The following is a 25,233-nucleotide window of genomic DNA, read 5'->3' as shown; positions in this document are numbered from 1 at the left end:
CTCTTCGGGGTATCGAATAAATCGATGGCGGGCACCGATTTATACGATTTGAGGCGTTCATTTTTTTGCCTTTTAATCAGCTCGACGGTTCTCTGCCCTGGTCAGCTTTGCTTCGGAACGATTGTCTACCGGAACCCGGTTGAACCGACTCTACCCACGTTTTTGCCGTGCAAGCTAACTGGAGCTTCTTTAGATGAAAGTCCCGACGATGTCCACGATCCGACTTCGCAAGCATGCGCGTGTCCTCGCCAGCATGCTCGCTGCCTGTGCTTTTGGGTTCACCCATCCAGCCGGTGCCGCGCCGCTACAACCCATCGAATTTTCCGAGGCTGTTCATAACCTCGGGTATATCGACCTCTATGTGGCGCAGCACGCAAAGATTTTCGAAAAGTACGGCCTGACGTTGCATTTGACGGCGGCGGGCGGCGACACGCAGGCCTTCGCCGCGGTACTCGGTAAGACTGCGCAGTTCGCCGTCGGGGATCCGACCATGGTTGAGATGTCACGTGAGCGTGGCGGCCCGGGTATCGTGGTGGGTACGCTAGTGCAGCGTGCCCATTATTTTGGCGTATCGAAGACGGTGGCGCCGATTACCGATCCCAGGCGCTTCAAGGGGCTGACGCTGGTCACGTCACCAGATCCGAACACGGAGTACAGCGTCACGAAGAAGCTGCTGCAGGACAATGGTCTGAAAGTCGGGACCGACACGAAGATACTCGAGGTGGCCCCAGGCACGGAAATCGGCGCAATGCTCGCGGGCCGCGCCGACGTCGCGTTCGCCCAACAGCCGAACGTGGCGGCCGCTATCGCGCAAGGGGCGAAGGTGGTGTTCGACTTCTCGAGCTATATGGGACCGTTCTGCAATACCGGGATCATGGTGCTGCCTGAGTATGCCAAGGCGCATCCTGAGGTTGTGCAGGCGCTGGTCAACGCTCTGGAGGAGGCGGCCCGTCTCACTTATGCGAAACCCGCGTATGCGAAGGAGGTCGCGCGCGCAGAGTTCCCGGACCTGCCGGCGGATGTGGTGGACCGTGCAATCGACATGGAGTTGCAGTACAGGATTCCGGCCCAGACGATTCCTGTTGACCAGAAGCAGTGGGATAAGCTGATCACGATGCAGAAGTACCTTGGCAACGTAAGGGGATCGCTGTCCTTTAACGATATTGTTGACAGCAGCTTTGCCGCCAAGGCGGTCAAGACTGTCACGGCGGGCGCTGGCGTGGCGGTGGCGGAGGCCAAATGAGCACGGCGGCCGCGCAAAGGCCTGCGGCGCAAGCGCTGCGGACGGCCCCGACCGAGGGCGCTCCGCTCGCGGCGCACAGGGTCGGCAAATCGTATGGCGAGGATGACGGCGAGCTGAACCAGGTCATCGGTGACATTTCCTTCAGTCTTGGTGCGGGGGAAATCGTCAGCCTGGTGGGCCCGTCCGGTTGTGGCAAGACAACGCTGCTGAACCTGTTGAGCGGGCTTACGCAGCCGACGCGCGGGGCGGTGATGTGGCACGGCGAACCGCTGAAGGATGTGCCCAAGGGCATCGGCTACATGCTGCAGAAAGACATGCTGATGCAATGGCGCACCGCGTTGGCAAACGTCACGCTCGGCCTCGAACTGTCCGGGATGCCCCGCGCGCAGAGCGAGAAAAAGGCGCATGCGATGCTCGGCAAGGTCGGGCTCGCGCCGTATTACGACTATTACCCGTCCGCTTTGTCGGGCGGCATGCGCCAGCGTGTCGCACTTGCGCGCACGCTTGTAACCGACCCCGACGTGATCCTGCTCGACGAGCCGTTCGCCGCGCTCGACTTCCAGACCAAAGTGGTGCTGGAAAGCGACATGGCCAGACTCGTCAGGAGCGAAGGACGCTCCGTGTTGCTGATCACACACGACGTCGAGGAGGCGGTCTCGCTGTCGGACCGTGTGATCGTCCTCACCCACCGACCGTCGCGCATCAAGGAGATCCACGAGATCGACCTGTCGGGCGACCGCAGCGACATGATGGCCGCCCGCGATGCTCCCGGCTTCACCGCCCACGTTCGCGAAATCTGGTCTCAGCTAGACGTGCGCATGGGCGCGCGCTGAAAAGGACATCACTATGCTTGAAGAAACCTGTTCCCAGGCGCCGGTGCAGGCACCGGCGCCCAGCAAACGACGGAGTCTGCTGCGCCGCTGGCGCGGCAGACTCGCCGTGCTCGCCTGCCAGCTTGCGTTGCTGGTCGCGCTGCTCGCGCTGTGGCAATTCGCGACGTCGAGCCAGGCGCTCGCCTTCCTGTTCGGCTCGCCCAGCGAGATCTGGGGCATGCTGGTGAAAATGCAACAGGACGGCAGTCTGCTGCAGGATGCCAGTGTGACCGGCATGGAAACGCTGCTCGGCTTTCTGATCGGCAATGTTATCGGCACCGTACTGGGCCTGTCGCTATGGTACTCACGCTTCGTCTCGAAGGTGATGCAGCCATTCATCGTTGCGCTGGGTTCGATTCCGATTGTTGCACTGGCACCGATCGTGATCATCTGGTTTGGTACCGGGCTCGCGTCGAAGCTCGCGATGTCGACGCTGTCGGTCGTGGTGGTGGCACTCGTGATCGCCTACAAGGGGGCGACCGGCGTCGATGACGATCAGATCAACCTGATGCGTACGCTCGGCGCCGCCAGGCGCCAGATCTTCTGCAAGCTGGTGGTCCCCGCGTCGCTGCGCGATATCTTTGCGGGCCTCAAGCTCACAGTCGGCTTTGCGCTGATCGGCGCGATTCTGGGTGAATTCATGTCGTCGTCCGACGGTCTCGGCCATGCGATCTTCAAGGCCGGCAGCCTTTACATCATTCCCAAAGTATTTGCCGGCGTGGTTGTCACCATCGCGCTCGCGCTCTTCCTGTCGTTTCTCGTCGGCAGGCTCGAGCGCCTCCTCATGCCGTGGCACAACTTTAACTGATCCATTTCATTCGCCGCGCAGTCGCGGGCGGGTGGCACCTGGCAACACCCTAAGGAGCACGTCGTAAGCCATGAGCATCACATCTGTCACTCACCAGATTATCCGCAAGCAGGAACTGAAGTACGCGCTTGCGGCGTCCGACAGCTTCGTCGCCGAAGTCGTGCCCGGAGAGATCTTCGAGGTCGAGACGGAACTGAACATCGGTGGTCACCTGATCACGCATCTCGACGAAAAACTGGATCAGTCGAAAATCACGCTGCCCTTTGTCAACCCGGCCACGGGGCCAGTGCGCCTGCGCGGCGCGAAGCCCGGCGATATGGTCGTGATCGACGTCATCGAAGTCGGCGTCCACGGCCTGGGCTATACGGCGCTGTGGCCGGGCATCGGGATTTTTCCGGATTGGGTCCGAAAGAAGGAATTCGGCATCCAGAACCGCAATGTCGTCGTAAAAGACGGCATCGTTCACTGGAGCGACTCGCTCAAGCTGGAAGCGAAGCCGATGATCGGCGTGATCGGCGTTGCGCCCGTGGCAGGCGGCACGCTCACCGTCGATAACGGTACCCACGGTGGCAACCTGGACATTCAGGAAGTCACGAACGGCAATCGCATCATGTTTCCGGTGTTCCATGAAGGCGCGTACCTGTATTTCGGCGACGTGCACGCGTTGCAGGGCGACGCCGAATGCAACGGCATGGGGGCGATCGAAATTCGTGGCCACCTGAAGCTCAAGGTTGACCTCGTCCGCGCGCCGAGTCGCATGACCTGGCCACGCATCGAGACACCGACGCACATCTGTACCGTCGGCTGCGCGCGGCCACTCGACGATGCCCTGCGCATCGCGTTCGAGGAAATGGTCTATTGGCTGGAAGAGGGGTACGGCATCCCGGGTGCCGAAGCATACATGCTGCTCGGCCAGATCGCGGAAGCGCGCTGTACCCAGATGGTGAACCCGAAATTCACTTATATCTGCAAGGTCGACAAGCGGTACTTGCAGAGGAGATAGAGGAAAGAAGAGGAATGCCGACTTATGCCTATCGTTGCGAAACCTGTGGTCCGTTCGTTGTCGTGCGTCGTGTCGCTGACCGCGACGCGGCCTGTGCTTGCCCCCGGTGCAAGACTATCGCGCAGCGCATGCTGACCATGCCTGCGCTGGCCTTGTTGCCGTCGACGGCGCGCGCCGAACATCGGGTCGACGAACGTGCGGTCTACACGCATCAACATGGAGCGGGGTGCGGCTGTGGGGCGGCCACACAGTCAAGCACCGAATGGCCGGTGGACTGACTCGCAAAGAACGCCGGATGACAGGGGTTTTCCCAACCCGCTTTTCGCCATTGCGATCGACCTGCGATCACTGGATTGCGCAGGTTGATCGTATGTGCATCGCATTGATACGTGGAGGCTTGTCGCATGAATGCAGAACCCGGCAAGATCGCATTGATCACCGGCGCGGGTAGCGGCATCGGCCGTGCAACCGCTCGCAAGCTGTTTCAGCATGGCTACCGCGTGGTGCTCGCTGGACGCAGGAAAGCCCCCCTCGATGCGCTGGTCGACGAACTCAGTCTGGACGATTGGCGCGCCGTCGTGGACACGAATCTGACAGGTGCGTTCCTCTGCACGCGGGCTGCCGTCGCACTGATGAAAACGCAGGTGCCGCGCGGCGGGCGCATCATCAACAACGGCTCGATCTCGGCACACGCGCCGCGTCCGAACAGCATCGCCTATACGGCCACCAAGCATGCCATCAGCGGCCTGACCAGGTCGACATCGCTCGATGGGCGAAAGTACGACATCGCCTGCGGACAGATCGACATCGGTAACGCTCTTACCGAATTAGCCGCGCGCATGGCAAAGGGCGTGATGCAGGCCAACGGTGAGATTGCTGTGGAGCCGCTGATGGATGTCGAGCACGTCGCCGGTGCGGTCCTTTACATGGCCGGGTTGCCGCTCGATGCGAACGTGCAGTTCATGACCATCATGGCCAGCAAGATGCCGTTCGTCGGGCGCGGGTAGCGAAGCCCAACGAGGGCGGGCATGCGGCACGGGCTGCCAGATCTTCTATTGGCGGCTCCTGTCGCAAGTTGGGCGCCATGTTGATCGAATTCCCGCCACTGCCGACAGGTTCACCGCGAAACGAATACACGCCAGGATATCTCGCCGGTCTGATAGATATATCACATGCAAAGCACCATTGTCATTGATTCTGATCGAAAAATGACGCAAAAAGTAGGTCAATTTCCAGGGTAAACACGGTAACAGCAGCGAAAATTCTCGCTTGCTAATACCGGATAGTCTGCTAGAGTATTTTGCATGCAAAATGCAGATGTGGATCGACGTGACGTTGCGCCGAATCGATACGCATGACTCTTTTCGCAGCCAGTTCCGGGTTGCGGCCCCGCCAGCGCGGAGGACACGACGGAGCAACACCAGGAGAGGCGGCATCGACGGTGTCGCCAGGGGCTCACTCAGTACCCAAGGAGACAAATGCATCATGCGCATTTTTCAAACTATCAATAAAGTGCCAGGCGGCCTGATGGTCGTGCCGCTGTTCATCGGAATGGCGATCAATACTTTCATTCCGAATGCGCTGAAGATCGGCGGGTTCACGCAGGCGCTGACCAATGTCGGCTACCCAACGGTGCTCGCCATGTATCTGTTCACGGTCGGAACCAAGATGACGCTGCGCGCCGCGCCGACCATGCTCAAGCGCGGCTTCGGTATCCTGTTCGCCAAGGTCGGCACCGCGATCGTGATCGCACTCGCCGTCGCTCACGTGTTCCACGGCAATCTCATCGGCTTGTCGACACTGGCGATTCTCGCTGCGATGAACGACACCAACGGCGGGATGTTTCTCGCGCTGACGAGCACTTTCGGCAATAAGGAGGACTCTGGCACGTACGTGGCACAAAGCATCGAGACCGGCCCCTTCGTGACAATGCTGGTGCTGGTCGGTGCGGGCCTCGCGAACATTCCGTGGCTGACGATGCTGTCGGTCATTGCACCCATCTTCGCCGGAGCAGTTCTTGGCAACCTCGACTCCGAACTGCGCGACTTCTTCACCAGGCACGAACCGCTGATCGTGCCGTTCATGGCCTTTACGCTGGGGCAGGGCATCAACCTCAAATCAGTCTTCACGGCGGGCATGCCGGGCATCATCCTTGGCATCGCCGTGTTCGTCATCACCGGCTTCGTATGCATTCTCGCCGACCGCCTGCTCGGCGGCACCGGCATCGCGGGTGCCGCTGCATCGAGCACGGCTGGCAACGCGGCCGGCACGCCGCAGGCCATTGCGCTTGCCGACCACAGCTATGCGGCGATCGCGCCGGCAGCGACGATCCAGGTCGCAGCTGCGGTGATCGTGACGGCGGTGCTCACGCCGATGCTGACCGCGTGGGCTTACAAGCGTGCGCAGAAGCGCTCGAGCGTCGTACCGGGCGCTACGCACGTCAGCGAGGATGGGAAAGTCGAACTCGACACATCGCCGGACGCCGTCAACCAGGGCTGAGTCCAGAAAGGAAAAGGGAGGAGGGGATGCAGAGTCTGTCTCTAGAGCTTGCCGGGAAGCTGGTCGCCGCAGCAGGCGCGCTTGCCCGCGACGCGTACGGCAAGCCGGTGTGCGTGTCGGTGTGCGACGCCTTCGGGTTTCTGATCGCCTTCTCGCGCATGGATGGCGCGCCGGTGCGCAGCATCCAGATTGCGCAGCAGAAGGCGTACACCTGCAGCCGGATGGGAGTGAGCACCGTCGCTTTCCTTGAACGGCTACGGTCCGAGAACGTGCCGATCGGTTTCTTCTGCGACCCGCTGCTCACCGCGCTGCCCGGCGGCGCGCTGCTTGCCGATGTGCACGGCCGCCCGCTCGGCGCTGTGGGTGTGAGCGGGCTCGCCCCGGCAGACGACCAGGCGCTAGCCGAACAGGTGGCCGCCGAACTGCTGCGCCTTGCTGTCTAAACCATTTTTTTCCACATCCCAGTTAGAGAAAGATTGATGGCTCCCTCCAATATCTACGTCACCCGAATGATCCCCCAGCAGACGATCGATGCGCTGCGAGCTGCCCACAACGTCGAAGTCAACCCGCACGACCGCGCACTCACGCGTGAGGAACTGCTCAAGGCCGTGCGTGGCCGCGATGCGGTTATCACGCTGCTCACCGACACGGTCGACGCCGCCGTGCTCGACGCTGCCGGGCCGCAATGCCGGATCTTTGCGAACTACGCGGTCGGCTTCAACAACTTCGATGTGGCGGCTGCCACCGCGCGCAAGGTCGTGCTGACCAATACGCCAGGTGTGCTTGACGACGCAACGGCGACACACGCATGGGCGTTGCTGCTCGCCACCGCGCGCCGCATCTCCGAAGCGGAGCGCTATGTGCGCGCGGGCCGCTGGGAGGGCTGGGCGCCGATGGCCTTCATCGGCCAGGATGTCGAACACAAGACGCTTGGCGTGGCCGGTCTCGGGCGGATCGGCGCGAAATTCGCCCGCAAGGCGAAGGCGTTCGACATGAAAGTCATCTACACCGACGCGCAACCGAATCGCGCGCTCGAGGATGAGCTGGGGGCAATCTTCGTCGACAAGGAAACCCTGCTGCGCGAAGCGGATTTCCTGTCGCTGCATCTGCCCCTGCTGCCGGAGACCCGGCACTATCTCGGCGCACGGGAATTCGCGCTGATGAAACGTACCGCAGTCCTGATCAATGCCGCGCGCGGGCCGCTCGTCGACGAGCGCGCGCTCGTCACTGCGTTGCGTGAAAAGGTGATCTGGGGCGCGGGGCTCGATGTATTCGAGGAAGAACCGCAGCTCGAGAAAGGGCTCCTGGAACTCGAGAATGTCGTCATCGTCCCGCACATTGCCTCGGCGACCATCGAAACGCGAATTGCGATGGGCAACATTGCAGCCGGGAACGTGCTCGGCGTGCTCAAGGGAGAACGGCCACAGAACTGCGTCAACCCCGAGGTGCTTTCGTGAACTGGCGCGTGCCAGTCTGTTGAGAAACCTGATTATTCGGAAGAGGAAGTTATGGCAAAAGTAGGATTCATCGGCCTTGGCATCATGGGCGCTCCGATGGCTGCCAATCTGCAAAGAGGCGGTCACCAGCTGTTCCTGCACGACCGCAATCCGGTGCCCGACGCACTCGTGTCGGCTGGCGGCAAGGTCTGCCGCTCCGGTGAGGCAGTCGCGCGCGAGAGCGAGATCGTGATCGTGATGGTGCCCGACACGCCGCACGTTGACGCCGTGCTGTTCGGCGAAGACGGGGTGGCGAAAGGGCTCGGCGCGAACAGGATCGTGGTCGACATGAGCTCGATTTCACCGATTGCGACGAAGGAATTCGCCAGGCGAATCAATGCGCTTGGGAGCCAGTACCTCGATGCACCCGTATCGGGTGGCGAGGTGGGGGCGAAGGCCGCGTCCCTGACGATCATGGTCGGCGGCCCGCAGGCGGCGTTCGACAAGGTCAAGCCTCTCTTTGAACTGATGGGTAAAAACATCACGCTGGTGGGCGGCAACGGCGATGGCCAGACCACCAAAGTGGCCAATCAGATTATCGTTGCATTGAACATTCAGGCCGTCGCGGAGGCATTGCTGTTCGCCTCAAAGGCGGGCGCTGATCCGACCAGGGTGCGGCAGGCTCTGATGGGTGGCTTCGCGGCGTCGCGAATTCTCGAAGTGCATGGCGAGCGGATGGTCAAGCGCACGTTTAATCCGGGCTTTCGCATCGAGCTGCACCAGAAGGACCTCAACCTTGCGTTGCAGGGCGCGAAGGCGCTTGGCGTTTCCTTGCCTCATACCGCATCTGCGCAGGAGCTGATGAACGCGTGCGCCGCGAACGGCATGAGCCAGCTCGACCACTCGGCGCTGTGCCGGGCGATCGAATTGCTGTCCAGGCACGAAATCGCCAGCAGCTGATCGCTACGTAGGGTTGTGGATGGAAGTTCGCGGTGCGATCCTCGGCGTCCCTGCGATACGGTAGCGGTATCGCCACAGCTTCGAGCCGTTCGGCTTTACCTCAATATAAAGATCCTTGGAGGCGGTAAGTTTGATAGGCTAGGATGTTGCTCTGGCCTGCCTGATCCTGATCCCGGTAAGTGCCATGGTAAAAAGTGGGTATCGGCCCGGAGATGTTCCGGACGATACCCTCTTTCATACCCGCTTTTTTCCGGGGTGGAGGCGTTTTCCGGCGAACGGCTACGAACGTTATGGAAGTCGGAAAGGCAGGCTGGGCCAGCATTTCAACCTATTTGACGGACTGGCGCGAAGCGCTACGAACATTATGATTCGACACATTGTCATGTGGAAATTGAAGGACTCAGCCGAAGGCGCAAGCCGCGAACAAAACGCCCTGAAACTAAAAGAAAAACTCGAAGGCTGCCGCAACATCGTGCCGGGCATCCTGCATCTGGAAGTGGGCCTCGCCAGGCCCGGCCTCGAATCGACGTACGACGTCGTGCTCGTCTCCGATTTCGCCGACAAGGCCGCCCTCGACGCCTATCAGGTCCACCCGACGCACGAAGCGCTCAAGACATTCGCTGGTGCGGTGCGTGAAGCCCGCCAGTGCGTCGATTACGAAGTTTGACGCGCGACGATGACTGACGCACAGAAACCCGCAGCCGCTCACGCGAACGAACGCGCGACGCGGATGGTGGAAAGCCCGTTCATCGATCACATCGGCGCGAAACTCGTGTCGGCCGCCGATGGCGTCAGCGAAGTCGTGTTGCCGCTGCAGCCGCAACTGCTGAACACCTGGGACGTCGCGCACGGCGGCGTGACGATGACTCTCGCGGACGTCGCCCTCGCGATGGCTGCGCGCAGCGTCGCGGGCGATGGCGTGGGTGTCGTCACTGTCGAGATGAAGGTCAACTTCATGCAGCCCGGGCGCGGCGAACTGCGCGCGACGGGCCGCGTGTTGCATCGCTCGACCACGATGGCCTATTGCGAAGGCGAAATCCGCGACACCGAAGGCCACTTCGTGGCGAAAGCGCTCGGCACGTTCAAATATATGCGGCGTCTCGCGGTGGGCCGCGACGTGAAGCAGCAGCGGCTGCGTAGCGATCCGTCCGCGACACCCGGTCCAAGCGACGGTTGAGCCCGCTCACAGGCCAGTGTTCCCGCCGTGTGCGTTCCACGTTCCCCGCGCCGGATCGATCTCGATCGACCCGGCGCGCAAACCGCAGAGGTAACTCCCATGACTCAAATCAATCGCCAGATCCTGCTCGTGTCCCGTCCGCAGGGCGCCGCGTCGACCGACAACTTCAAGCTCGTCGAAACGCCGCTGCCGCCGCTGGCAGATGGCCAGGTGCGCGTGCGGAATCACTATCTGTCGCTCGATCCGTACATGCGTGGGCGCATGAACGAGAGCAAATCGTATGCGCAGCCGCAGCCGCTCAACGAGGTGATGATCGGCGGCACGGTCGGTGAAGTGGTGGAGTCGAAGAATCCGAAGTTTGCCGTTGGCGACAAGGTCGTCGGTCTGTTCGGCTGGCAGGAATACGGCACGTCCGATGGCAGCGGTATCCAGAAGCTCGATACGACGCACGTGCCGCTATCCGCGTATCTTGGACCGGTCGGCATGACGGGTGTGACGGCATGGTATGGCCTGAACCGGATCATCACGCCGAAGGCGGGAGAGACCGTCGTGGTCAGCGCGGCGAGCGGTGCGGTGGGCAGTGTCGTCGGGCAACTGGCGAAGCTCGCGGGCTGCCGTGCGGTCGGCATCGCAGGCGGCGAGGAAAAGTGCCGCTATGTGGTCGAGACGCTCGGCTTTGATGCGTGCGTCGATTACAAGGCGGGCAACCTGTACCAGGATCTGAAGGCCGCTACGCCGGACGGCGTGGACGGCTACTTCGAGAACGTAGGCGGCGAAGTGCTCGATGCAACGCTTTCGCTAATGAACGCGTTCGGGCGGATCGCGCTGTGCGGAATGATCTCGGGGTACGACAGCGCGCCGGTGCCGCTCAGGCATCCTGGTCTGATGCTGACGCAGCGGCTTCTGGTGCAGGGCTTCATCATCAGCGAGCATATGGAGGTGTGGCCCGAAGCGCTGAAGCAACTTGGCACGCTCGTCGCACAGAAGAAGCTGCAGTATCGCGAGACCATCGCGCAGGGGCTCGAAAACGCGCCTGAGGCGTTCCTCGGCATGCTGAAGGGCAAGAACTTCGGCAAGCAGCTCGTCAAGCTGGTCTGAAGTCCCGCACATCGGGCACGCGGGCACGACGCTGCGGTAGAAAGGCTCGCGAAGCTCACCCGGCACACACCCGCCCCGCGGGCGCCGCGAATGCAACCGGCGCCCGCGAAAAATACAAGGAGGCACGATGCTCGAATTCAATGGCCGCGTGGCCGTCATCACCGGCGCGGCGAGCGGTTTCGGCCGCGCGTTTGCGGAGAAGGGCGCGGCGCTCGGCATGAAGCTGGTGCTTGCGGATGTCGATGCGAAAGCGCTGGCACAAACCGTCGATGCGCTGAGCGCTACGGGCGCCGACGCGATCGGCGTGCCCACTGACGTCTCCGACGCGTCACAGGTCGAAGCGCTGGCGCTCGCAGCCCTCGACGCTTTCGGCAAGGTCCATCTGCTGTTCAATAACGCAGGCGTCGGCGCGGGCGGCTTCCTGTGGGAAAGCAGCGCGAACGACTGGGCCTGGGTCTTCAATGTCAACGTGATGGGCGTCGCGCACGGCGTGCGCGTCTTTACGCCGATCATGCTGCGCCAGAACGAGCCTGCGCATATCGTCAATACCGCGTCGGTCGCGGGGCTGCTGTCGCCCCCTTCGATGGGGATTTACAACGCGTCGAAGCACGCTGTGGTTTCGCTCACGGAGACGCTCTATCACGACCTGAAAAACGCCGGCGCTCCGGTGGGCTGCTCGTTGCTGTGTCCGGCTTTCGTGCCGACCGGCATCGCCAATGCAGAGCGCGTGCGTCCCGACGCGCTGCGCAACGAAGCCGCCCCCACGCGCTCGCAACTGACTGCCGGCAAGCAGCTGCATCGTGCGGTGCAGTCGGGCAAGCTGAGCGCGGCGGATGTCGCCAGAATGACGTTCGAGGCCATTGAGTCGGGCCGGTTCTACATCATCACGCATCCCGGCATTCTGGAGACGGTACGGCTGCGGCACGAAGATATCGAACAGCAGCGCAATCCGACTGATCCGCTGTCGCTCAAGCCGGAAGTCAAGAACGCCGGATGAGGGTGTCAGCGAAGAGGGTGGCAAAGAGGGCGGCAAAGAGGGGCTTCATGGCATCATACGGCGCTCATCCCTTTCAGGCGGCGCGAGCGCGCCGCGCTCATGTCCGATGCCGTTGAATCCGAAGATCGAGCAGGTGCTCGAGATGATCGCGAAAGCGAAGCGTCCCGCCTATCACGAACTCACACCGCAACAGGCGCGCGCGTCGTACGAGAAAAGCGCACCGATTCTCGAGATCGCGAGCGCGCCGATGTTTTCGGTCGAAGACCTCGCATTGCCGACGCGCGACGGCGCGACGATCCGCGCGCGCCTTTATTACCCTGTCGAGCCGGGCTGGGCTGAGCCTGCACCGGCACTCGTGTATTTCCATGGTGGCGGATTCACGGTCGGCAGCGTGGATACGCACGATGCGCTGTGCCGCATGTTCGCGCGCGACGCGCAGTGCGCGGTGCTGTCGGTTGACTACCGGCTCGCGCCAGAGCACAAATTTCCGACCGCAGTGAACGACGCGTTCGACGCACTCGCGTGGCTATCCGCAAATGCCGCGCTCTACGGCGTGGATCAGGCGCGCATTGCGATCGGCGGCGACAGCGCGGGCGGCACGCTCGCCACGGTGTGCGCCGTGCTTGCGCGCGACGCCGGCATTCCGCTCGCGTTGCAACTGTTGATCTATCCCGGCGCGACCGCTCATCAGCAGACCGATTCCCATGCGCGGCTGTCCGATGGCTTCCTGCTGTCGGGCGACACGATCCAGTGGTTCTTCGGGCAATACGTCCGCGACGCGGACGATCGCAACGACTGGCGCTTCGCCCCGCTGGATGGGACACGCGGCGCGCCGGCCTTTGCTGGCCTCGCACCCGCGTGGATCGCAACGGCCGAGTACGATCCGCTCAGCGATGAGGGTGCCGCCTATGCCGACAAACTGCGCGCGGCGGGGAATGTCGTCACACTGCAACGCTATGCGGGCATGATCCACGAGTTCTTCAAGATGGGCGGTTTCGTGCCCGAGGTGGCTGAGGCGCATGCCGACGCGGCCGCGGCGCTGCGCGCAGCGTTCGGTATCGACTGAGCGAAACAACGCGGGATGTCAGGCAGGCGTCAGTGCTCGTTGTCGCACGCGATGTCGAACGCGTAAGCGCGCTCGTAGTGTCCCGGCCGCGCGATCCGGTGCGAACCGTTATCGTCGCTGCGCTCGGAGACGTTCACTTTCAGCGTTTCGCTTTCGGCCGCCACCTGCAGCGCGGTGGTTCCGCGCGTGCCGTACTCGGGCGTTTCGATGAATGCTGCCGACAACACCCGTTCGCGTTCGAGCGGAATGCCGGTGGAAGGCAGTTCGTCGTCGCGAGCGAGACGGGGGTCGCGCATCATGTCGATCAGGCGTGAGAGCGGCGGCGTTGAATTTTCCGCGAGCAACGCGGCGAGTTCGGCGCGCTTTCTGACCAGCTTTGGCCAGCGCGTATCGAGCACCGCGTTCGAAATGCCGTGCGTGCCAGCCTCGAGCAAGACCGGCGCGGCCTCCGAGCGGTTGCAGTACCAGCCGAGTTCGCACCGCGGCAGGTCGCCGACCAGCAGGTTGAAGCCGTTATAGATATCGCCGGTTCGCGCGACCTGCTGCAGATAGTCGAGCGGCGCGGTCCGCTCCCCGGACAGCCAGGCACTCACGAGCGTGCCGCGCGTCGGCGCATCGGGCCGCATCTCGTGCGGCGCGCGATAGTTGGTGAGCGCGGCAAAGCGGCCGTCGCGTGTGATCCCGAGCCACGTCCCGCCACCGACGAGGTCGCGCCCCGCCAGCAAGCCAGGCGCATCGGCCCACCAGTTCATCGGTAGGGCGGTGCGGCGAAAGAACTCGTCGCGATTGGCGGCAACCGTGAGGAGCGGGCCGCCCGACGCGTCCGGTCGCCAGTCGAAGACGATCAGGCACATGAACGCGTCGCCGTAAGATGAGGTTGGGCCAACGCGTCAGACCTCGGTTGGCAGTGAGTAGGGCAACGGCAGGAAGGTAAGCGCAGGGCCATCGGCGGCGCCCAGATGCACCGAACCGGCTTCGAGCGCCGCGAGCTTGATCTCGACCAGCATATCGACGCCGCCTTCAGGCGCCGAAGCCGCATTGACGACCATTCCGCACGGCTGGCCCGGGTCGTCCGAATGGAAGAGCTCGGCGCCGGCGGCGACATTCGCGAGCTCGCCCGCGACGTTCGCGAGCGAAGTGCGCCGCTTGATCGTGCCGCGATACTGGCTGCGCGCCACCACTTCCTGGCCTGGATAGCAGCCCTTGCGGAAGTTGACGCCGCCGAGCACGTCGAAGTTGATCATCTGCGGCACGAACTGCTCGACGACCGGCTGCGTGATGCGCGGCTCGCCCGCGCGGATATCCAGCCAGTCCCACACGGCCGGCGAGACGCGCGCGAGCTTGCCTTCGAGCAACGGCAGGCGCGCTTCGACGTCGGCCTTCGGCCCGATCCACAGATAGCGCAGCCGTCCGGCGGCATCGGGGACATGGATGAGCGAGCCCGCCGGGCCGTCCACCTTGACGTGAACGCCGTCGGGAATCGCATCGAATACATGCGACAACGCTGGCCGGACATCGCCGGCAAGGCCGACCACGGCAAGATCGGCGCTCGCGTCGACGAGCTTCGCCTTCGCGCGCAGCACGAACATCGACAGGCGCTTCTGCACGGCGGGCTGGATCTCCTTCGACACCAGCAGGCGGATCGTCTCGCCCGTGCGCCATGTCAGGAACGACGCGAGCAACCGGCCCTTGGCCGAGCAGTAGCCCGCCAGTCGGGCATTCGCGGCATCGAGATGCTGGGTGTCGTTGGTGAGCTGGCTGTGCAGGAAGGTGGCGGCATCGTCGCCGGTGGCGTCGATGACACCGAACTGCGTGAGCGGCATGAACGCGCCGCGCGTGAGCACGGCGTCGAACTCAGCGGGCGCCGGACGCGGAAACGGCGCGGGTGCAGGGTGGGCGGCGGAGGCCGGAACAGGCGTACCTGGCGCGGAAGCGAGCGGTGCAGTCATGGATTCGCAGTAGAGTCAATTCTGACTTTAGCTTAAGCAAGCAAGTATTATATGGGGTCCACCCCAGCCATGTTTCGCATGTCCCTGGCGAAATAAGGCTTTCCGAGAGCCCTATGCCGCAAGGGTTTGCACGTTTCCTGCGTCCGGTTGTGCCCAAATTGTGGCCATGTTGGCGTGTTCTGCCAGATGGTCGGGCGCGAGGTGTGCGATCCATTCCCATTTATCGGCGGCCAGCCTGAACAGGATTCGCATCGTCGCGAGGGACTTGTTCTTCGTCGCGCGCGACACAAATTCATGCACATGATAGCGAAAGGGCAGATGCAGGCGAGCACCGGACCGGAGCGCTCAGTCGCCGAGCAGTTCTACGACCTTGCGATGTAAGCATTCCTATCAACTTCGCGTCGAATCGTCCAGAGTTCAGTTCCTTACCACGACAGAACCGATCCGACAGCACTTCGCGCTCAAGCGGCATTTGCTACGCGCTTCGCTTTATTGCAAACAACTCACAGCCCAATTCGTTGTGTGGTGCGAATTCACCGAGCTGGCCCAAAATTCGTCGACTGCTTGCTGAACGATGCACCTCTTTGTCACCGTTTCGTCTCACTGCCGCCAGGCTGACAGGGCCGCTTCGGATATTGACGAATCCCGGCCGCCCCGCGGATGCGGGCTACAGGCCAAAGGCGTGAAGCTTGTGGTCAAAGCCCGCCACGAAAAGCTGCCCGTTCACGACCGTCGGCGAGGTGAGGACGCCACCAGTGGGTCGCTCACCAACCGGAAGGCTATCCGTGCTCCACAGGATCTGGCCGCTTCTTGCGTCCATGGCAAACACCTGGCTGGCGACGCCATCGGCGTAATACACCACGCCGTTTGCGACGACAGGAGAAATGGCCGGGTTGCTGGCGCCCTCATTCTTGCCGACCGGCTGCTGCCAGGCCAGGCTCACGGAACAGGTGCTGCCGATAGCCAGTGCGACCAGGCCATGGTTGTCGAAGCCGGTGGGCGAGTCGCGCGGCACGGCAATGTACAGCTGTTTCAGCACCGGGTCATACGCCGGCAGTCCTATGGAACTAGGACCGTGACTGATATTCAACGTTTGCAGGGGCCCTGACGGGATGGTGGCCTGGTTATAGATGAACAGGTTGCCGGTCTTCTGGAAGGCTGCCAGCATGCTTGGGCAGCCACGAGGCTGGAACAGCGTTGCCGTCGCACCGAAGTCCGCATCGTTCGTACCAGGCGCCGGGATCGAGTTTGACGCGGTCACGGCCAGGCTGCTGGTGAGCTTGACGACGTGTTCTGCAAACGCGACGTTTTCTGGAGTGGAGAATGCGTTGCCCGTCAGCGCGTAGACAGCCGTTCCACCCCGTACCACCGATACGCCTCCCGGCCCCCAGATGCCGCCGCCGTTCGGTCCGCTGACACCGGTCGGATACCAGCGTTGCAGGATCGCGCCGTCGGGGATCGAGACGCGCACGACCTGTCCGTGGTACGGCGTGGTGTCACAGGCGCTGGCCGTCGCCGCGTATAACGAAGTCCCGCTGAGTGTCGGACTGCCGTAGACGAACGTCCTCGAAATATTCACCGCGTCAGGGATTGCCACGTGCAATGCAGGCAGGTCCGCGCCGGTGGCCAGGTCGTACGCGTGCAGAAAGCCGTCCCCGCTGACGATGTACAGCTGGTTCCTGGTCCGGTCGATGGTGGGCGTCCCGATGAAACCGATGTTGCCGCCCGATGCGGCGAAGTCGTGGCAGGTGGTATGCACGGGCGCGACGTGTTGTTGCCAGATGAGTGCCCCGGTAGATGCGTTCAGCGCAAACATGTCCCCCTGGAGCGTCGCCGCATAGACGACATCGGTCAGCACGCCGTTGATATTCACGCCTGCCGCCAGCGTCGGCTGGGTCAGGATGGGGCCACCAAGATCGGTCGTCCAGTGCGTGCGCAGACCCGCCACATTGGATGTCGTCAGCACGGTCTCGACGGGATTGTTGCCGGTCCGCTGGGCGTTCATGCCGAACGTGGGCCAGTCGGTCGCGGTGAAGGAGGAGGCGAGTGCCGCGCCCGGCGTCAGGGCGCGTGTCGCGGCGCTCACGTTCGCAGGAGCCAGCAACGGGGCATCCTCCGGCGGCCCCATCCCGTCGGTGACGCTGGCCGGAGCCACGCCGCTTGCCAGATTCTGCTGGCTTACGGGCGATCCATCGAACGCACTCGCGGGCAGCACCTGCGGTCCCGAGGAAGCGGCCGCGTGACTATGAGGAAGGAGGGCCGCGGGCGCAGTCGTTGCCGAGCTTTGCGCCTCAGCGATTGAGGCGGCTGAAACGGCGAACATCATCGCGGCGACTGGTCCAACGAATTTGAGACGGGAGGGCACGCTGGTCATGGAGACACCTCTTGAACGTCTGGGTATTGCACTCATTTTGGGAGGACAACATATCGACAGTGTATCGCCGATGCAAAGAGGGTCTGTCAAGATGACAGATTAATGACCTGAAATCCTTGTTCCATCCTCGCCACGCGAATGGGACGGCAAACGCGCATGACCGGCGCATGATATGCCGATGACCGGCCCGGCCTGGCCGCGTGGAGAAACTCATGTCCTTCGATGAGTTGAGCAATGACGAGTGGGCCCGTCTTGCGTGCGGGCACGCACTACTTGTCGCCCCACGACCCGTCATATGTGCTTATGCGTGCCCTTGCGAAGGAAAGGCAACGCGAATGCCAACGTGACCTTCCCCTGATCCGGAAATTCCTCGAGCACGTCGAGGCCAACACCTCGATCCAGGCTCCACCAAAACTGGAATTCAAGATTGTCGACGCCTATGATCTATAGCATGGTCGTACTGCATGTCATGCTCGCTGCGCGAGGCCGGATTCATTGTCGCTCATGTGGACACCCGGTCTCAGGTGAACGTATCCATCGAGGGGTTGACGTGGACGGGCTGCAATTTTCTCGATCCGCTTCGCAAGGCCGGAGACGCCTCCGGGTGACAAACGCGGTCGAAGCAGGCAGTCCCGCATGATGTGCCCATATCGATCCCACGACGGCAGCTTCGTGAAAACGGCACTGGCAGACTCGCTTACCAGGGCTGCCTGCGTTTTTTGCCGATTTTATTGGGCATCATTTTTTTACTCTTTTTCGCCTGCCTTCGTGCATGCAGCGTGGCGCTCGCTGAGCGAACCGGCTGCCGTGCCCTTTCCCCAGGATCGAGGCGAAATCATGACGAGTCCCTTCAAGGTCTCCGTCTGCCTGCCGACAGTCGGCCCGCCTGCGTATGACCCCGTGCCGAACCAGCCGTACCTCGTAGCGCCCTCCGATTCGCCTCGCCGGCTTTCACAAGCATCGTCTGATCGCGCTGGGCATCGGCACACGCGTTCCGCGAGCCTCGCCTGGCAAGCAGCCGGGCAATGTTACCGAGGCGCTACAACCAGGAGAGCATCCGTCATGGTCAAGAAACGAATCTATGGCGCATTCGTTGCCACGGTGCTGATCGCTACGATTGCGCCAGAATGTCAGGGGCAGTACACCACAGACTGGGTGGCGAACACCTTTGGGACCAACGCCGCCCATGTGGGTAACGCCGCCCGTTCCATGTGGGTAGCGCCCGAGGGAACCATCTATACGGCTTCCGCGTGGGACGAGAACGCGGGCGGAGTCGCGATATACCGGAATGGCCAAAACGTAGGTTCCATGTTTCACAACGACTTTCAGGGCGGCGCCATCACGGGTAATGCAACTTCAATCTTCGCCGCTTTGGGATTTAGCAGGGTTTTCGGCAGTGGCAGTGTGGGCCGATACGACCGAACCACTCAAACCCGCGATCTTCTCATCCCCGTCAGTGCGACAACGACCGAGCGGCGGGCTGATGTCATCACCGGACTCGCGACGGCGGGTTCACTCCTTTATGCGAGCGACTTTCCAGGAAATCGGGTCCGGGTCTTCACCACCGACGGTGTCTGGCAAAGGGATATCAACGTATCGGGCCCCGGCGCGCTCGCCCTGGACCCCGCAGGAAATATCTGGGTGGCTCAGAAGAGCGCGGGCACGGTCGTCGCATTCAGTCCAGCCGGTGCGCCCCTGAACACCATCCAGATGTCCGTTGACTCCCGGCCGTCCGCGCTGTATTTCGACGCGGCGACCGGGCGGCTCATGGTCGGGGACGAGGGGCCCGACATGAACATCAAGATCTACAACATTTCGGGCATTCCATTTCTGGTCGGCACGTTTGGCATTCAGGGCGGATATCTCGACGCCACGGCTGGAATCAAAGGCCAGGTCGGTGACAAGCGCTTCACCCGCGTCGTGGGCATCGGCAGAGACTCCGCCGGCAACCTGTATGTGCTGAACAACCCATGGGGCGGAGCCTGGGACCTCGGTCGCAACGGCGAAACTGACATTCATGCGTACGACAGCTCCGGCAACCTGCAGTGGAAGCTTCAGGCCCTCAACTTCGAGGGGGTCGCGGCTCCGGACCCGGCTACGGACGGTTCCTACTTCTATGGCGGCACCAACATATACACTGGCACCGCTGGAGGAACCTTCGTCGCGAACACCGTTGATCCAATCGATTACCCATCCGATCCACGAATCAACATCAACGATATTCAGCGCGACGAACACTTCGGTCAACTTGTCGCCGTCGGTGGAAACCGGATCCTGGTGGCTTCCGGCCAGAACCCGGATATTTTCTACTTCTTCCACTTCAACGCGGCGCATGGCTACATCGCCATCCCGGACGGCTCGATTCCGGGTACGGCGTTCAATACGAACCGGAAGATCACAGGCGGATTCTGCATCGACAGCAGGGGCGACGTGTGGGCCGGTCTGGACCGGACGAACCACATCTACCACTACCCGCTGACCGGCTTCGATGCCAGCGGCAAGCCGACATGGGGAGCCGCAATTGCGACCTCCATTCCGCAGAGTATCCGACCATTGACACGCATCATCTATCTGGCGGAGAGCGACACCATGATCCTCGCACAGGGCATCGCCGGGAGCTGGGACTGGACGGCCATGCAAACGAGGATCGAGGTGTATCACGGCTGGAGCGCAGGCAACACCACCAGACCCGACCCGGTGATCAACCTCACCCGCGCCAACCCCAAGTCGATCGCGGCCGTCGGCAACTATCTCTTCGTCGGCTACGTACATACTGTACCCGACATCGACGCCTTCAATCTCGTCACCGGCCGGCTGGACACGACGTTGATCAATAGCAATCCGAATAAGGTGGACGTCGGCAATGACGTCGATTCGATGTACGGCGTACGGGCGTACCTTCGATCGACCGGTGAGTACATGATCACGAAGGACAACTACAACGACTCGAGCATCATTGTTTATCGTTGGACTCCCTGATCACCCGGAGTGGCTTAATGCGACACCCATTAGCCCGCTAATTATAAAGCCCTTGCAATCGGGTATCCGCCCACAGAAGCGAGTCTTATCGCCCGGCAGCCTGCTTGATGCGCATGCCAACAAGACGCCACCACAACGAATATGTTGCAGGGAAAACAACCCTCGGGTGAGCAATTAAATTATAAAACACCGAAATGAATCGTCGCTGCCGCAGTTCGCCCTTCAGGTCTAGCCAATGGATCCGTGTCTTTAGAAGTTCCCGCCGCCGGTTACATGCGTTAAGTAAAGCTTTTCCAATCTTATGGGATTCGCAAAACCGGACATCCGCTTCAATCATATCTGCGATTTTTTGGCGGGCTGATTCAGTTGATCTGGAAACGGAGCCTCGATGAATGCGATAGTTGTAACCCATCGCGGGGAATATCGCCATATGACCCACACTAAAGATTGCCCGCAATAAAAAGTCAAAATCCTCGCCAGCTCTGAGACGTTCATCATAGCGAATTTCAGCAACGCAATCGGCACGGATCATTGGTTTTAGATACCCGAGCTTTATGCCATTTTTAACAAATTCGACCGTATCGATATATTTCATGGCATTTAATCCGAGCAACGTGCTGCGAACACCCGGCAGACTTTCATCTATTGATATCAGGTCATCCGCCACAATGGCAAGCGAGTAACTATTCGCAGCCTCCACAAGGAGGTTGAGGCGCGATGGCTCAATCGTGTCGTCGCTATCAATAATAGTGAGCCAGTATCCGCTAGCGTGCTGTAGCGCGCGATTTCGAGCGGCAGATGGGCCTTGATTTCTATCAGCAGGCAACACTTTAATACGGTGATCGCTGGCGACAGCGTCACCAATAATATTCAGACTTTCATCAGTTGATGCGTCGTCGGCGATGATCAGCTCCCAGTTTTTTAAAGTTTGCATCTGAATAGAGCGAATTGCCTCGCGAAGCCAATGAGCCCCGTTAAAGTTCGCCATAATGATGCTCACAACGGGTCTATCGCTTGAAATATCCATGGATGCCACCTCCATTCGACGCAAAGACGGGTTCTGTCGCGCTAAGGATGCCGGGCGGAACAAATGCCGATATGACGAGGATGCCTTATTTCACCAGCTTCCGGTTGACCGCAACCGCATTGCCTCCGCCATTGCCCCATCCATGGGTGCTGTCCGCATAGCCAAGGCTCCTGCCGTTCTGATAGACACTGGCTTCCGCACCGCATTCGTCCCATGGCGAGTCCGTGTACACCTTGCCGTCAGGCGTGAGCGCAAGCGCGGTGATGTTGATCTGCGTCCATGTCCCGTCACCGAAACCGAACGTGTTGCCGATCCACGACGTCTTCGCATTGAGCGCCGTTTCCGCGCCCGACGCGGGTGCGGCTGGGACCAGCAGGCTGGCGCATGCGCAGAGAAGCGATATGCAGAGAAGTGTGGCAAACCAGAGACGCCGCAAGGTGTTCCTCCAGTCAAGGCCGCTCAGGGCGGATTCGCCGCACGGCGTCGCGTGCGCAACAGGATTGGGGCTGGCCCACCGGGGTGGCCGCCATGGGCCAGCCGGTCAGGGCCCTGCGGCGATGTGCGTTCGAGCGATGGCGCACGTCACATGCGATTCATCGCCAACGCACCACGCGCCGGATAGGTGCCCTTATCAGCAACTTCCGATACGCGGAACACCCGTTGGCGTTTTTTCGCTGGCGGATCTGGTCCGGCGCTTTTCCGGCCGCAGTAGTTCAGCGCGACACGAGACCGAACATCGATCTGGAAATCAGCAACAGGTGATAGTAGAGCCGCACGCTGAAACCGTAGTTGTACGCGAACAGGTGCCCGAGCGCGATCTCCAGGCCCTTCAGCGGCGCGCGATTCTTTGAATAGACCGAGACGACAATTGGCACGATCCGTCGCAACGCGAGTGTGCGGGCTGGCTCCAGCTGGGGGTCGAGTGTCAGGCTGGTGACGAATGCATAGGCGGACACCGATGCGGCACTCGTTGAGCCGCGAGTGCTCGCAGAGATCGATACGTCAGTCTTGCGGCAGTACGACACGTATTCCTTCAGGTAGTAAACCTGCCGCGCCGCAAGACACAGCTCGACGCCGAACACAAAGTCGCAGCACGTGCCGTACAGTTCCTTGTAGCTGATCCGTTTGACGAGATCCGCATTCGCGAGCCAGCCGTTGTTCGGGAACATCTGGATCAGGCCTGTTTGGCCGGGCAGCTTCTGCCGTCCTTCCGTGTTCTTCGTTCGATGGAAATCGGCGTTGAGCCGGTCGCTGACCGCACGGTCGACGTGGCCCGCCTGATCGACCTCGTATTGATCGGCGAATGCGACCTCGAGATCCGGATGTCGGTCCCATAGCGAAACCAGCCGCTCGACGCCGTCGTCGACCAGGTAATCGTCATCGTGGATCAGCAGGATCTTGTCGCCGCTCGCGCGTGCGAACAGGCTGGCGACATTGCGCGCCTGGCCGAGCGGCGGTTCGTTTCTTGCGTAGCGGATGCGCGGGTCATGCTGGTATTGCGCTGCCATCAGCCGCTGTGTCCGGTTGTCGTTCGAATCGTCGCCAATCACAATCTCGATGTTCGCGTGCGTCTGCGCGAGGCACGAATCGATGCACTTGACGATCAACTCCGGGCGATTGCATGTCGGCAGGCAAATGGAGACCTTGAAGGGTGTCGTCATGGCTTCACCTTGATGCTTGGGGAGGGGCGCGGCAACTCGTTCGCTCTGCGAGCGCCACGCTGCATGGCATAAGCTAGACGAAAAAAACAAAAAAGATAATGCTCAATAAATCGGCCAGAAATCGTAAGTATTCCGTGCTGAACGCTGTCGCCCAGCTTCACTGAAGCCCGGCTGGGGCGCCGTATCGCCTCTTCATGACGACATGACACCCGATCTTCCACATACGACCCCGGCCCATGCGACGGGCTACAGGCCAAAGGCATGAAGCTTGTGGTCCATACCCGCCACGAAAAGCTGTCCGTTCACGACCGTCGGCGACGTCAGGATGCCCCCAGTGGGCCGCTCACCAACCGGAAGGCTATCCGTGCTCCACAGGATCTGGCCGCTTCTTGCGTCAATGGCAAACACCTGGCTGGCGATGCCATCGCCGTAATACACCACGCCGTTTGCGATGACCGGGGAAATCGCCGGATTGTCAATGGCCGAATTTTTGCCGACCGGCTGCTGCCAGGCCAGACCGACGGAACAGGTGCTGCTGATGCCGAGAGCGAGGAGCCCGTGTTTGTTGAAGCCGGTGGGCGAATCGGACGGAGCCGCGATGTATAGCTGTTTGAGCGCCGGATCATACGCTGGCAGACCGATGTTGGTTCCCGTAGACCTGCTCTGACTGATATCCAGCGTTTGCAGGGGCCCCGACGGGATGGTGGCCTCGTTATAGATGAACAGGTTGCCGGTTTTCTGGAAGGCTGCCAGCATGGTCGGACAGCCACGAGGCTGGAACAGCGGTGCCGTCGCACCGAAGTCCGCATCCTGTACCGTGGGAGCCATCGGCGAGTTTGACGCGGTCACGGCCAGGCTGCTGGTGAGCTTGACGACGTGTTCTGCGAACGCAGCGTTTTCTGGAGTGGCGAATGCGTTGCCGGTCAGCGCGTAGACCGCTGACCCGCCCCGCACGACCGATACGCCTCCCGGTCCCCAGATACCACCGCCATTTGGCCCGGTTACACCGGTCGGGTACCAGCGCTGCAGGATCGCTCCGTCGGGGATTGATACGCGTACGACCTGTCCGTGGTACGGCGTGGTATCACAGGTGCTGGCCGTCGTGAGGTACAGAGAGGTGCCGTATCGTGTACTGACGCTGAGGGTCGGGCTGCCGTAGACGTAGGTCTTCGGAGCCACATTCGCTGGATCGGGGATCATCACGTGCAGCGCGGGCAGGTCCGCGCCGGTGGCCAGATTGTACGCGTGCAGAAAGCCGTCCCCGCTGACGATGTACAACTGGTTCCTGGTGCGGTCGATGGTGGGCGTCCCGATGAAACCGATGTTGCCGCCCGATGCGGCGAAGTCGCTGCAGGTGGTATGCACGGGCGCGACGTGTTGTTGCCAGATGAGTGCCCCGGTAGATGCGTTCAGCGCAAACATGTCCCCCTGGAGCGTCGCCGCGTAGACGACATCGGTCAGCACGCCGTTGATATTCACGCCTGCCGCCAGCGTCGGCTGGGTCAGGATGGGGCCACCAAGATCGGTCGTCCAGTGCGTGCGCAGACCCGCCACGTTGGAGGTTGAAAGCACTGTCTCCACAGGATTGTTGCCGGTCCGCTGGGCGTTCATGCCGAACGTGGGCCAGTCGGTCGCGGTGAAGGACGCGGCAGTGGTTGCGCCGGGTGTCACCGCTCGCGTCGCGGCAGTCACATTCGCCGGCGCCAGCAACGGAGGATCGTCTGGCGGCCCGGAGCCGTCAGAAGCGCTGCCCGGGCTGACGCCGCTACCCATATTCTGCTGGCTAACGGGCGATCCGTCGAATGCACTCGCGGGCGGTACCCGCGGCCCCGACGATGGAGCCGGATGAAGATGAGGCAGCAGGGTTGCGGGTGCGCTCGCTGGCGACGTTTGAGCGTGGACGCCTGGGGCAGCTGAAACGGCGAGCGTCACGGCGGCGGCGAGTCCGGCAAGTCCGGAGCGGGAGAGCGCACGGGTCATTGAGACACCTCCTGAACGTCAAGTGATGGCAGTCATTCGCGAAAGGCAACACTCCAACGGCGTACAGATGAGCCTTGCCTGCAGAAACGTTCACGCTCGCGCTG

22 protein-coding genes and 2 pseudogenes are annotated in these 25,233 nt (G+C 61.8%); 17 read left to right on the top strand and 7 right to left on the bottom strand.

The window, feature by feature from the left end; translation table 11 throughout:
• The first annotated feature begins 193 nt into the window (after window positions 1–193).
• The 15 genes from P3T23_RS24270 to P3T23_RS24200 all read left to right on the top strand — a co-directional run bounded on the left by P3T23_RS24270 (window position 194) and on the right by P3T23_RS24200 (window position 13,159).
• On the top strand, window positions 194–1,243 hold the full coding sequence (locus P3T23_RS24270; protein WP_429318669.1) for an ABC transporter substrate-binding protein: 1,050 nt from the start codon (window positions 194–196) through the stop codon (window positions 1,241–1,243).
• Window positions 1,240–2,076: an ABC transporter ATP-binding protein gene (locus P3T23_RS24265; RefSeq protein ID WP_429318668.1), complete on the top strand. Its 837-nt coding sequence runs from the start codon at window positions 1,240–1,242 to the stop codon at window positions 2,074–2,076. Before P3T23_RS24270 ends, P3T23_RS24265 begins: the two co-directional genes overlap by 4 nt.
• Window positions 2,077–2,089: 13 nt before the next feature.
• Window positions 2,090–2,923: an ABC transporter permease gene (locus P3T23_RS24260; protein ID WP_429318667.1), complete on the top strand. Its 834-nt coding sequence runs from the start codon at window positions 2,090–2,092 to the stop codon at window positions 2,921–2,923.
• 70 nt (window positions 2,924–2,993) lie between these two features.
• Window positions 2,994–3,926, top strand: coding sequence for an acetamidase/formamidase family protein (locus tag P3T23_RS24255; protein ID WP_429318666.1), 933 nt, complete (start codon window positions 2,994–2,996; stop codon window positions 3,924–3,926).
• Window positions 3,927–3,940: 14 nt separating this feature from the next.
• Window positions 3,941–4,204 carry an FmdB family zinc ribbon protein gene (locus P3T23_RS24250; RefSeq protein ID WP_429318665.1) on the top strand — a complete coding sequence of 88 codons (264 nt, stop codon included), beginning with the start codon at window positions 3,941–3,943 and terminating at the stop codon, window positions 4,202–4,204.
• 126 nt (window positions 4,205–4,330) lie between these two features.
• A complete protein-coding gene (locus tag P3T23_RS24245) occupies window positions 4,331–4,933 on the top strand; it encodes an SDR family oxidoreductase (protein WP_429318664.1) in 603 nt (200 codons plus the stop codon).
• A 478-nt stretch (window positions 4,934–5,411) separates the two neighbouring features.
• Window positions 5,412–6,425, top strand: a complete 1,014-nt coding sequence (locus P3T23_RS24240; protein ID WP_429318663.1) for a 2-keto-3-deoxygluconate permease — start codon at window positions 5,412–5,414, stop codon at window positions 6,423–6,425.
• Between the two features lie 26 nt (window positions 6,426–6,451).
• A complete protein-coding gene (locus P3T23_RS24235) occupies window positions 6,452–6,868 on the top strand; it encodes a GlcG/HbpS family heme-binding protein (RefSeq protein WP_429318662.1) in 417 nt (138 codons plus the stop codon).
• 36 nt (window positions 6,869–6,904) lie between these two features.
• Entirely contained in the window at window positions 6,905–7,882 is a 978-nt protein-coding gene (locus P3T23_RS24230; RefSeq protein ID WP_429318661.1) for a 2-hydroxyacid dehydrogenase, read from the top strand.
• A 51-nt stretch (window positions 7,883–7,933) separates the two neighbouring features.
• Window positions 7,934–8,821 (top strand): 2-hydroxy-3-oxopropionate reductase, encoded by an 888-nt coding sequence (gene glxR, locus P3T23_RS24225; RefSeq protein ID WP_429318660.1) that lies wholly within the window; start codon window positions 7,934–7,936, stop codon window positions 8,819–8,821.
• A 364-nt stretch (window positions 8,822–9,185) separates the two neighbouring features.
• Complete coding sequence (locus P3T23_RS24220) at window positions 9,186–9,488, top strand: Dabb family protein (RefSeq protein WP_429318659.1); 303 nt, start codon at window positions 9,186–9,188, stop codon at window positions 9,486–9,488.
• Window positions 9,489–9,551: 63 nt separating this feature from the next.
• Window positions 9,552–9,998: a PaaI family thioesterase gene (locus tag P3T23_RS24215; protein ID WP_429318815.1), complete on the top strand. Its 447-nt coding sequence runs from the start codon at window positions 9,552–9,554 to the stop codon at window positions 9,996–9,998.
• A gap of 99 nt (window positions 9,999–10,097) precedes the next feature.
• Entirely contained in the window at window positions 10,098–11,096 is a 999-nt protein-coding gene (locus tag P3T23_RS24210) for an NADP-dependent oxidoreductase (RefSeq protein WP_429318658.1), read from the top strand.
• Between the two features lie 127 nt (window positions 11,097–11,223).
• Window positions 11,224–12,093: an SDR family oxidoreductase gene (locus P3T23_RS24205; RefSeq protein ID WP_429318657.1), complete on the top strand. Its 870-nt coding sequence runs from the start codon at window positions 11,224–11,226 to the stop codon at window positions 12,091–12,093.
• 106 nt (window positions 12,094–12,199) lie between these two features.
• Window positions 12,200–13,159, top strand: a complete 960-nt coding sequence (locus P3T23_RS24200; protein WP_429318656.1) for an alpha/beta hydrolase — start codon at window positions 12,200–12,202, stop codon at window positions 13,157–13,159.
• 29 nt (window positions 13,160–13,188) lie between these two features.
• Here the strand turns inward: P3T23_RS24200 and P3T23_RS24195 are convergent, their stop codons facing one another.
• Both P3T23_RS24195 and P3T23_RS24190 read right to left on the bottom strand, forming a co-directional pair.
• The gene (locus P3T23_RS24195) at window positions 13,189–14,013 is read right to left on the bottom strand and encodes an NRDE family protein (RefSeq protein WP_429318655.1); all 825 of its coding nucleotides are present in this window, start codon (window positions 14,011–14,013) and stop codon (window positions 13,189–13,191) included.
• Window positions 14,014–14,049: 36 nt separating this feature from the next.
• Window positions 14,050–15,108 (bottom strand): YgfZ/GcvT domain-containing protein, encoded by a 1,059-nt coding sequence (locus P3T23_RS24190; protein ID WP_429318654.1) that lies wholly within the window; start codon window positions 15,106–15,108, stop codon window positions 14,050–14,052.
• A gap of 421 nt (window positions 15,109–15,529) precedes the next feature.
• Between P3T23_RS24190 and P3T23_RS24185 the strand changes: the two are divergent.
• Window positions 15,530–15,679, top strand: a pseudogene (locus P3T23_RS24185) (IS6 family transposase); the annotation flags it as partial.
• Between the two features lie 96 nt (window positions 15,680–15,775).
• Here P3T23_RS24185 and P3T23_RS24180 read toward each other — a convergent pair.
• A complete protein-coding gene (locus tag P3T23_RS24180) occupies window positions 15,776–17,482 on the bottom strand; it encodes a PQQ-binding-like beta-propeller repeat protein (RefSeq protein ID WP_429318653.1) in 1,707 nt (568 codons plus the stop codon).
• 1,062 nt (window positions 17,483–18,544) lie between these two features.
• Here P3T23_RS24180 and P3T23_RS24175 point away from each other — a divergent pair.
• Window positions 18,545–20,461 (top strand): SMP-30/gluconolactonase/LRE family protein, encoded by a 1,917-nt coding sequence (locus P3T23_RS24175; RefSeq protein WP_429318652.1) that lies wholly within the window; start codon window positions 18,545–18,547, stop codon window positions 20,459–20,461.
• Between the two features lie 85 nt (window positions 20,462–20,546).
• Here the strand turns inward: P3T23_RS24175 and P3T23_RS24170 are convergent, their stop codons facing one another.
• The 4 genes and pseudogenes from P3T23_RS24170 to P3T23_RS24155 form a co-directional block, all read right to left on the bottom strand.
• Window positions 20,547–21,488 (bottom strand): glycosyltransferase family 2 protein, encoded by a 942-nt coding sequence (locus P3T23_RS24170; protein ID WP_429318651.1) that lies wholly within the window; start codon window positions 21,486–21,488, stop codon window positions 20,547–20,549.
• Window positions 21,489–21,585: 97 nt separating this feature from the next.
• Window positions 21,586–21,924 (bottom strand): annotated as a pseudogene (locus P3T23_RS24165) (hypothetical protein); the annotation flags it as partial.
• 277 nt (window positions 21,925–22,201) lie between these two features.
• Window positions 22,202–23,149, bottom strand: a complete 948-nt coding sequence (locus tag P3T23_RS24160; protein WP_429318650.1) for a glycosyltransferase family 2 protein — start codon at window positions 23,147–23,149, stop codon at window positions 22,202–22,204.
• A 246-nt stretch (window positions 23,150–23,395) separates the two neighbouring features.
• The gene (locus P3T23_RS24155) at window positions 23,396–25,129 is read right to left on the bottom strand and encodes a PQQ-binding-like beta-propeller repeat protein (RefSeq protein WP_429318649.1); all 1,734 of its coding nucleotides are present in this window, start codon (window positions 25,127–25,129) and stop codon (window positions 23,396–23,398) included.
• Between the last annotated feature and the right edge of the window lie 104 nt (window positions 25,130–25,233).

Origin of the sequence: Paraburkholderia sp. GAS448 (genome assembly GCF_050435685.1) — a bacterium.
Classification (GTDB): domain Bacteria; phylum Pseudomonadota; class Gammaproteobacteria; order Burkholderiales; family Burkholderiaceae; genus Paraburkholderia.
The sequence above is the reverse complement of the archived record's forward strand: the minus strand, read 5'-3'. Positions and strand labels throughout refer to the sequence as shown.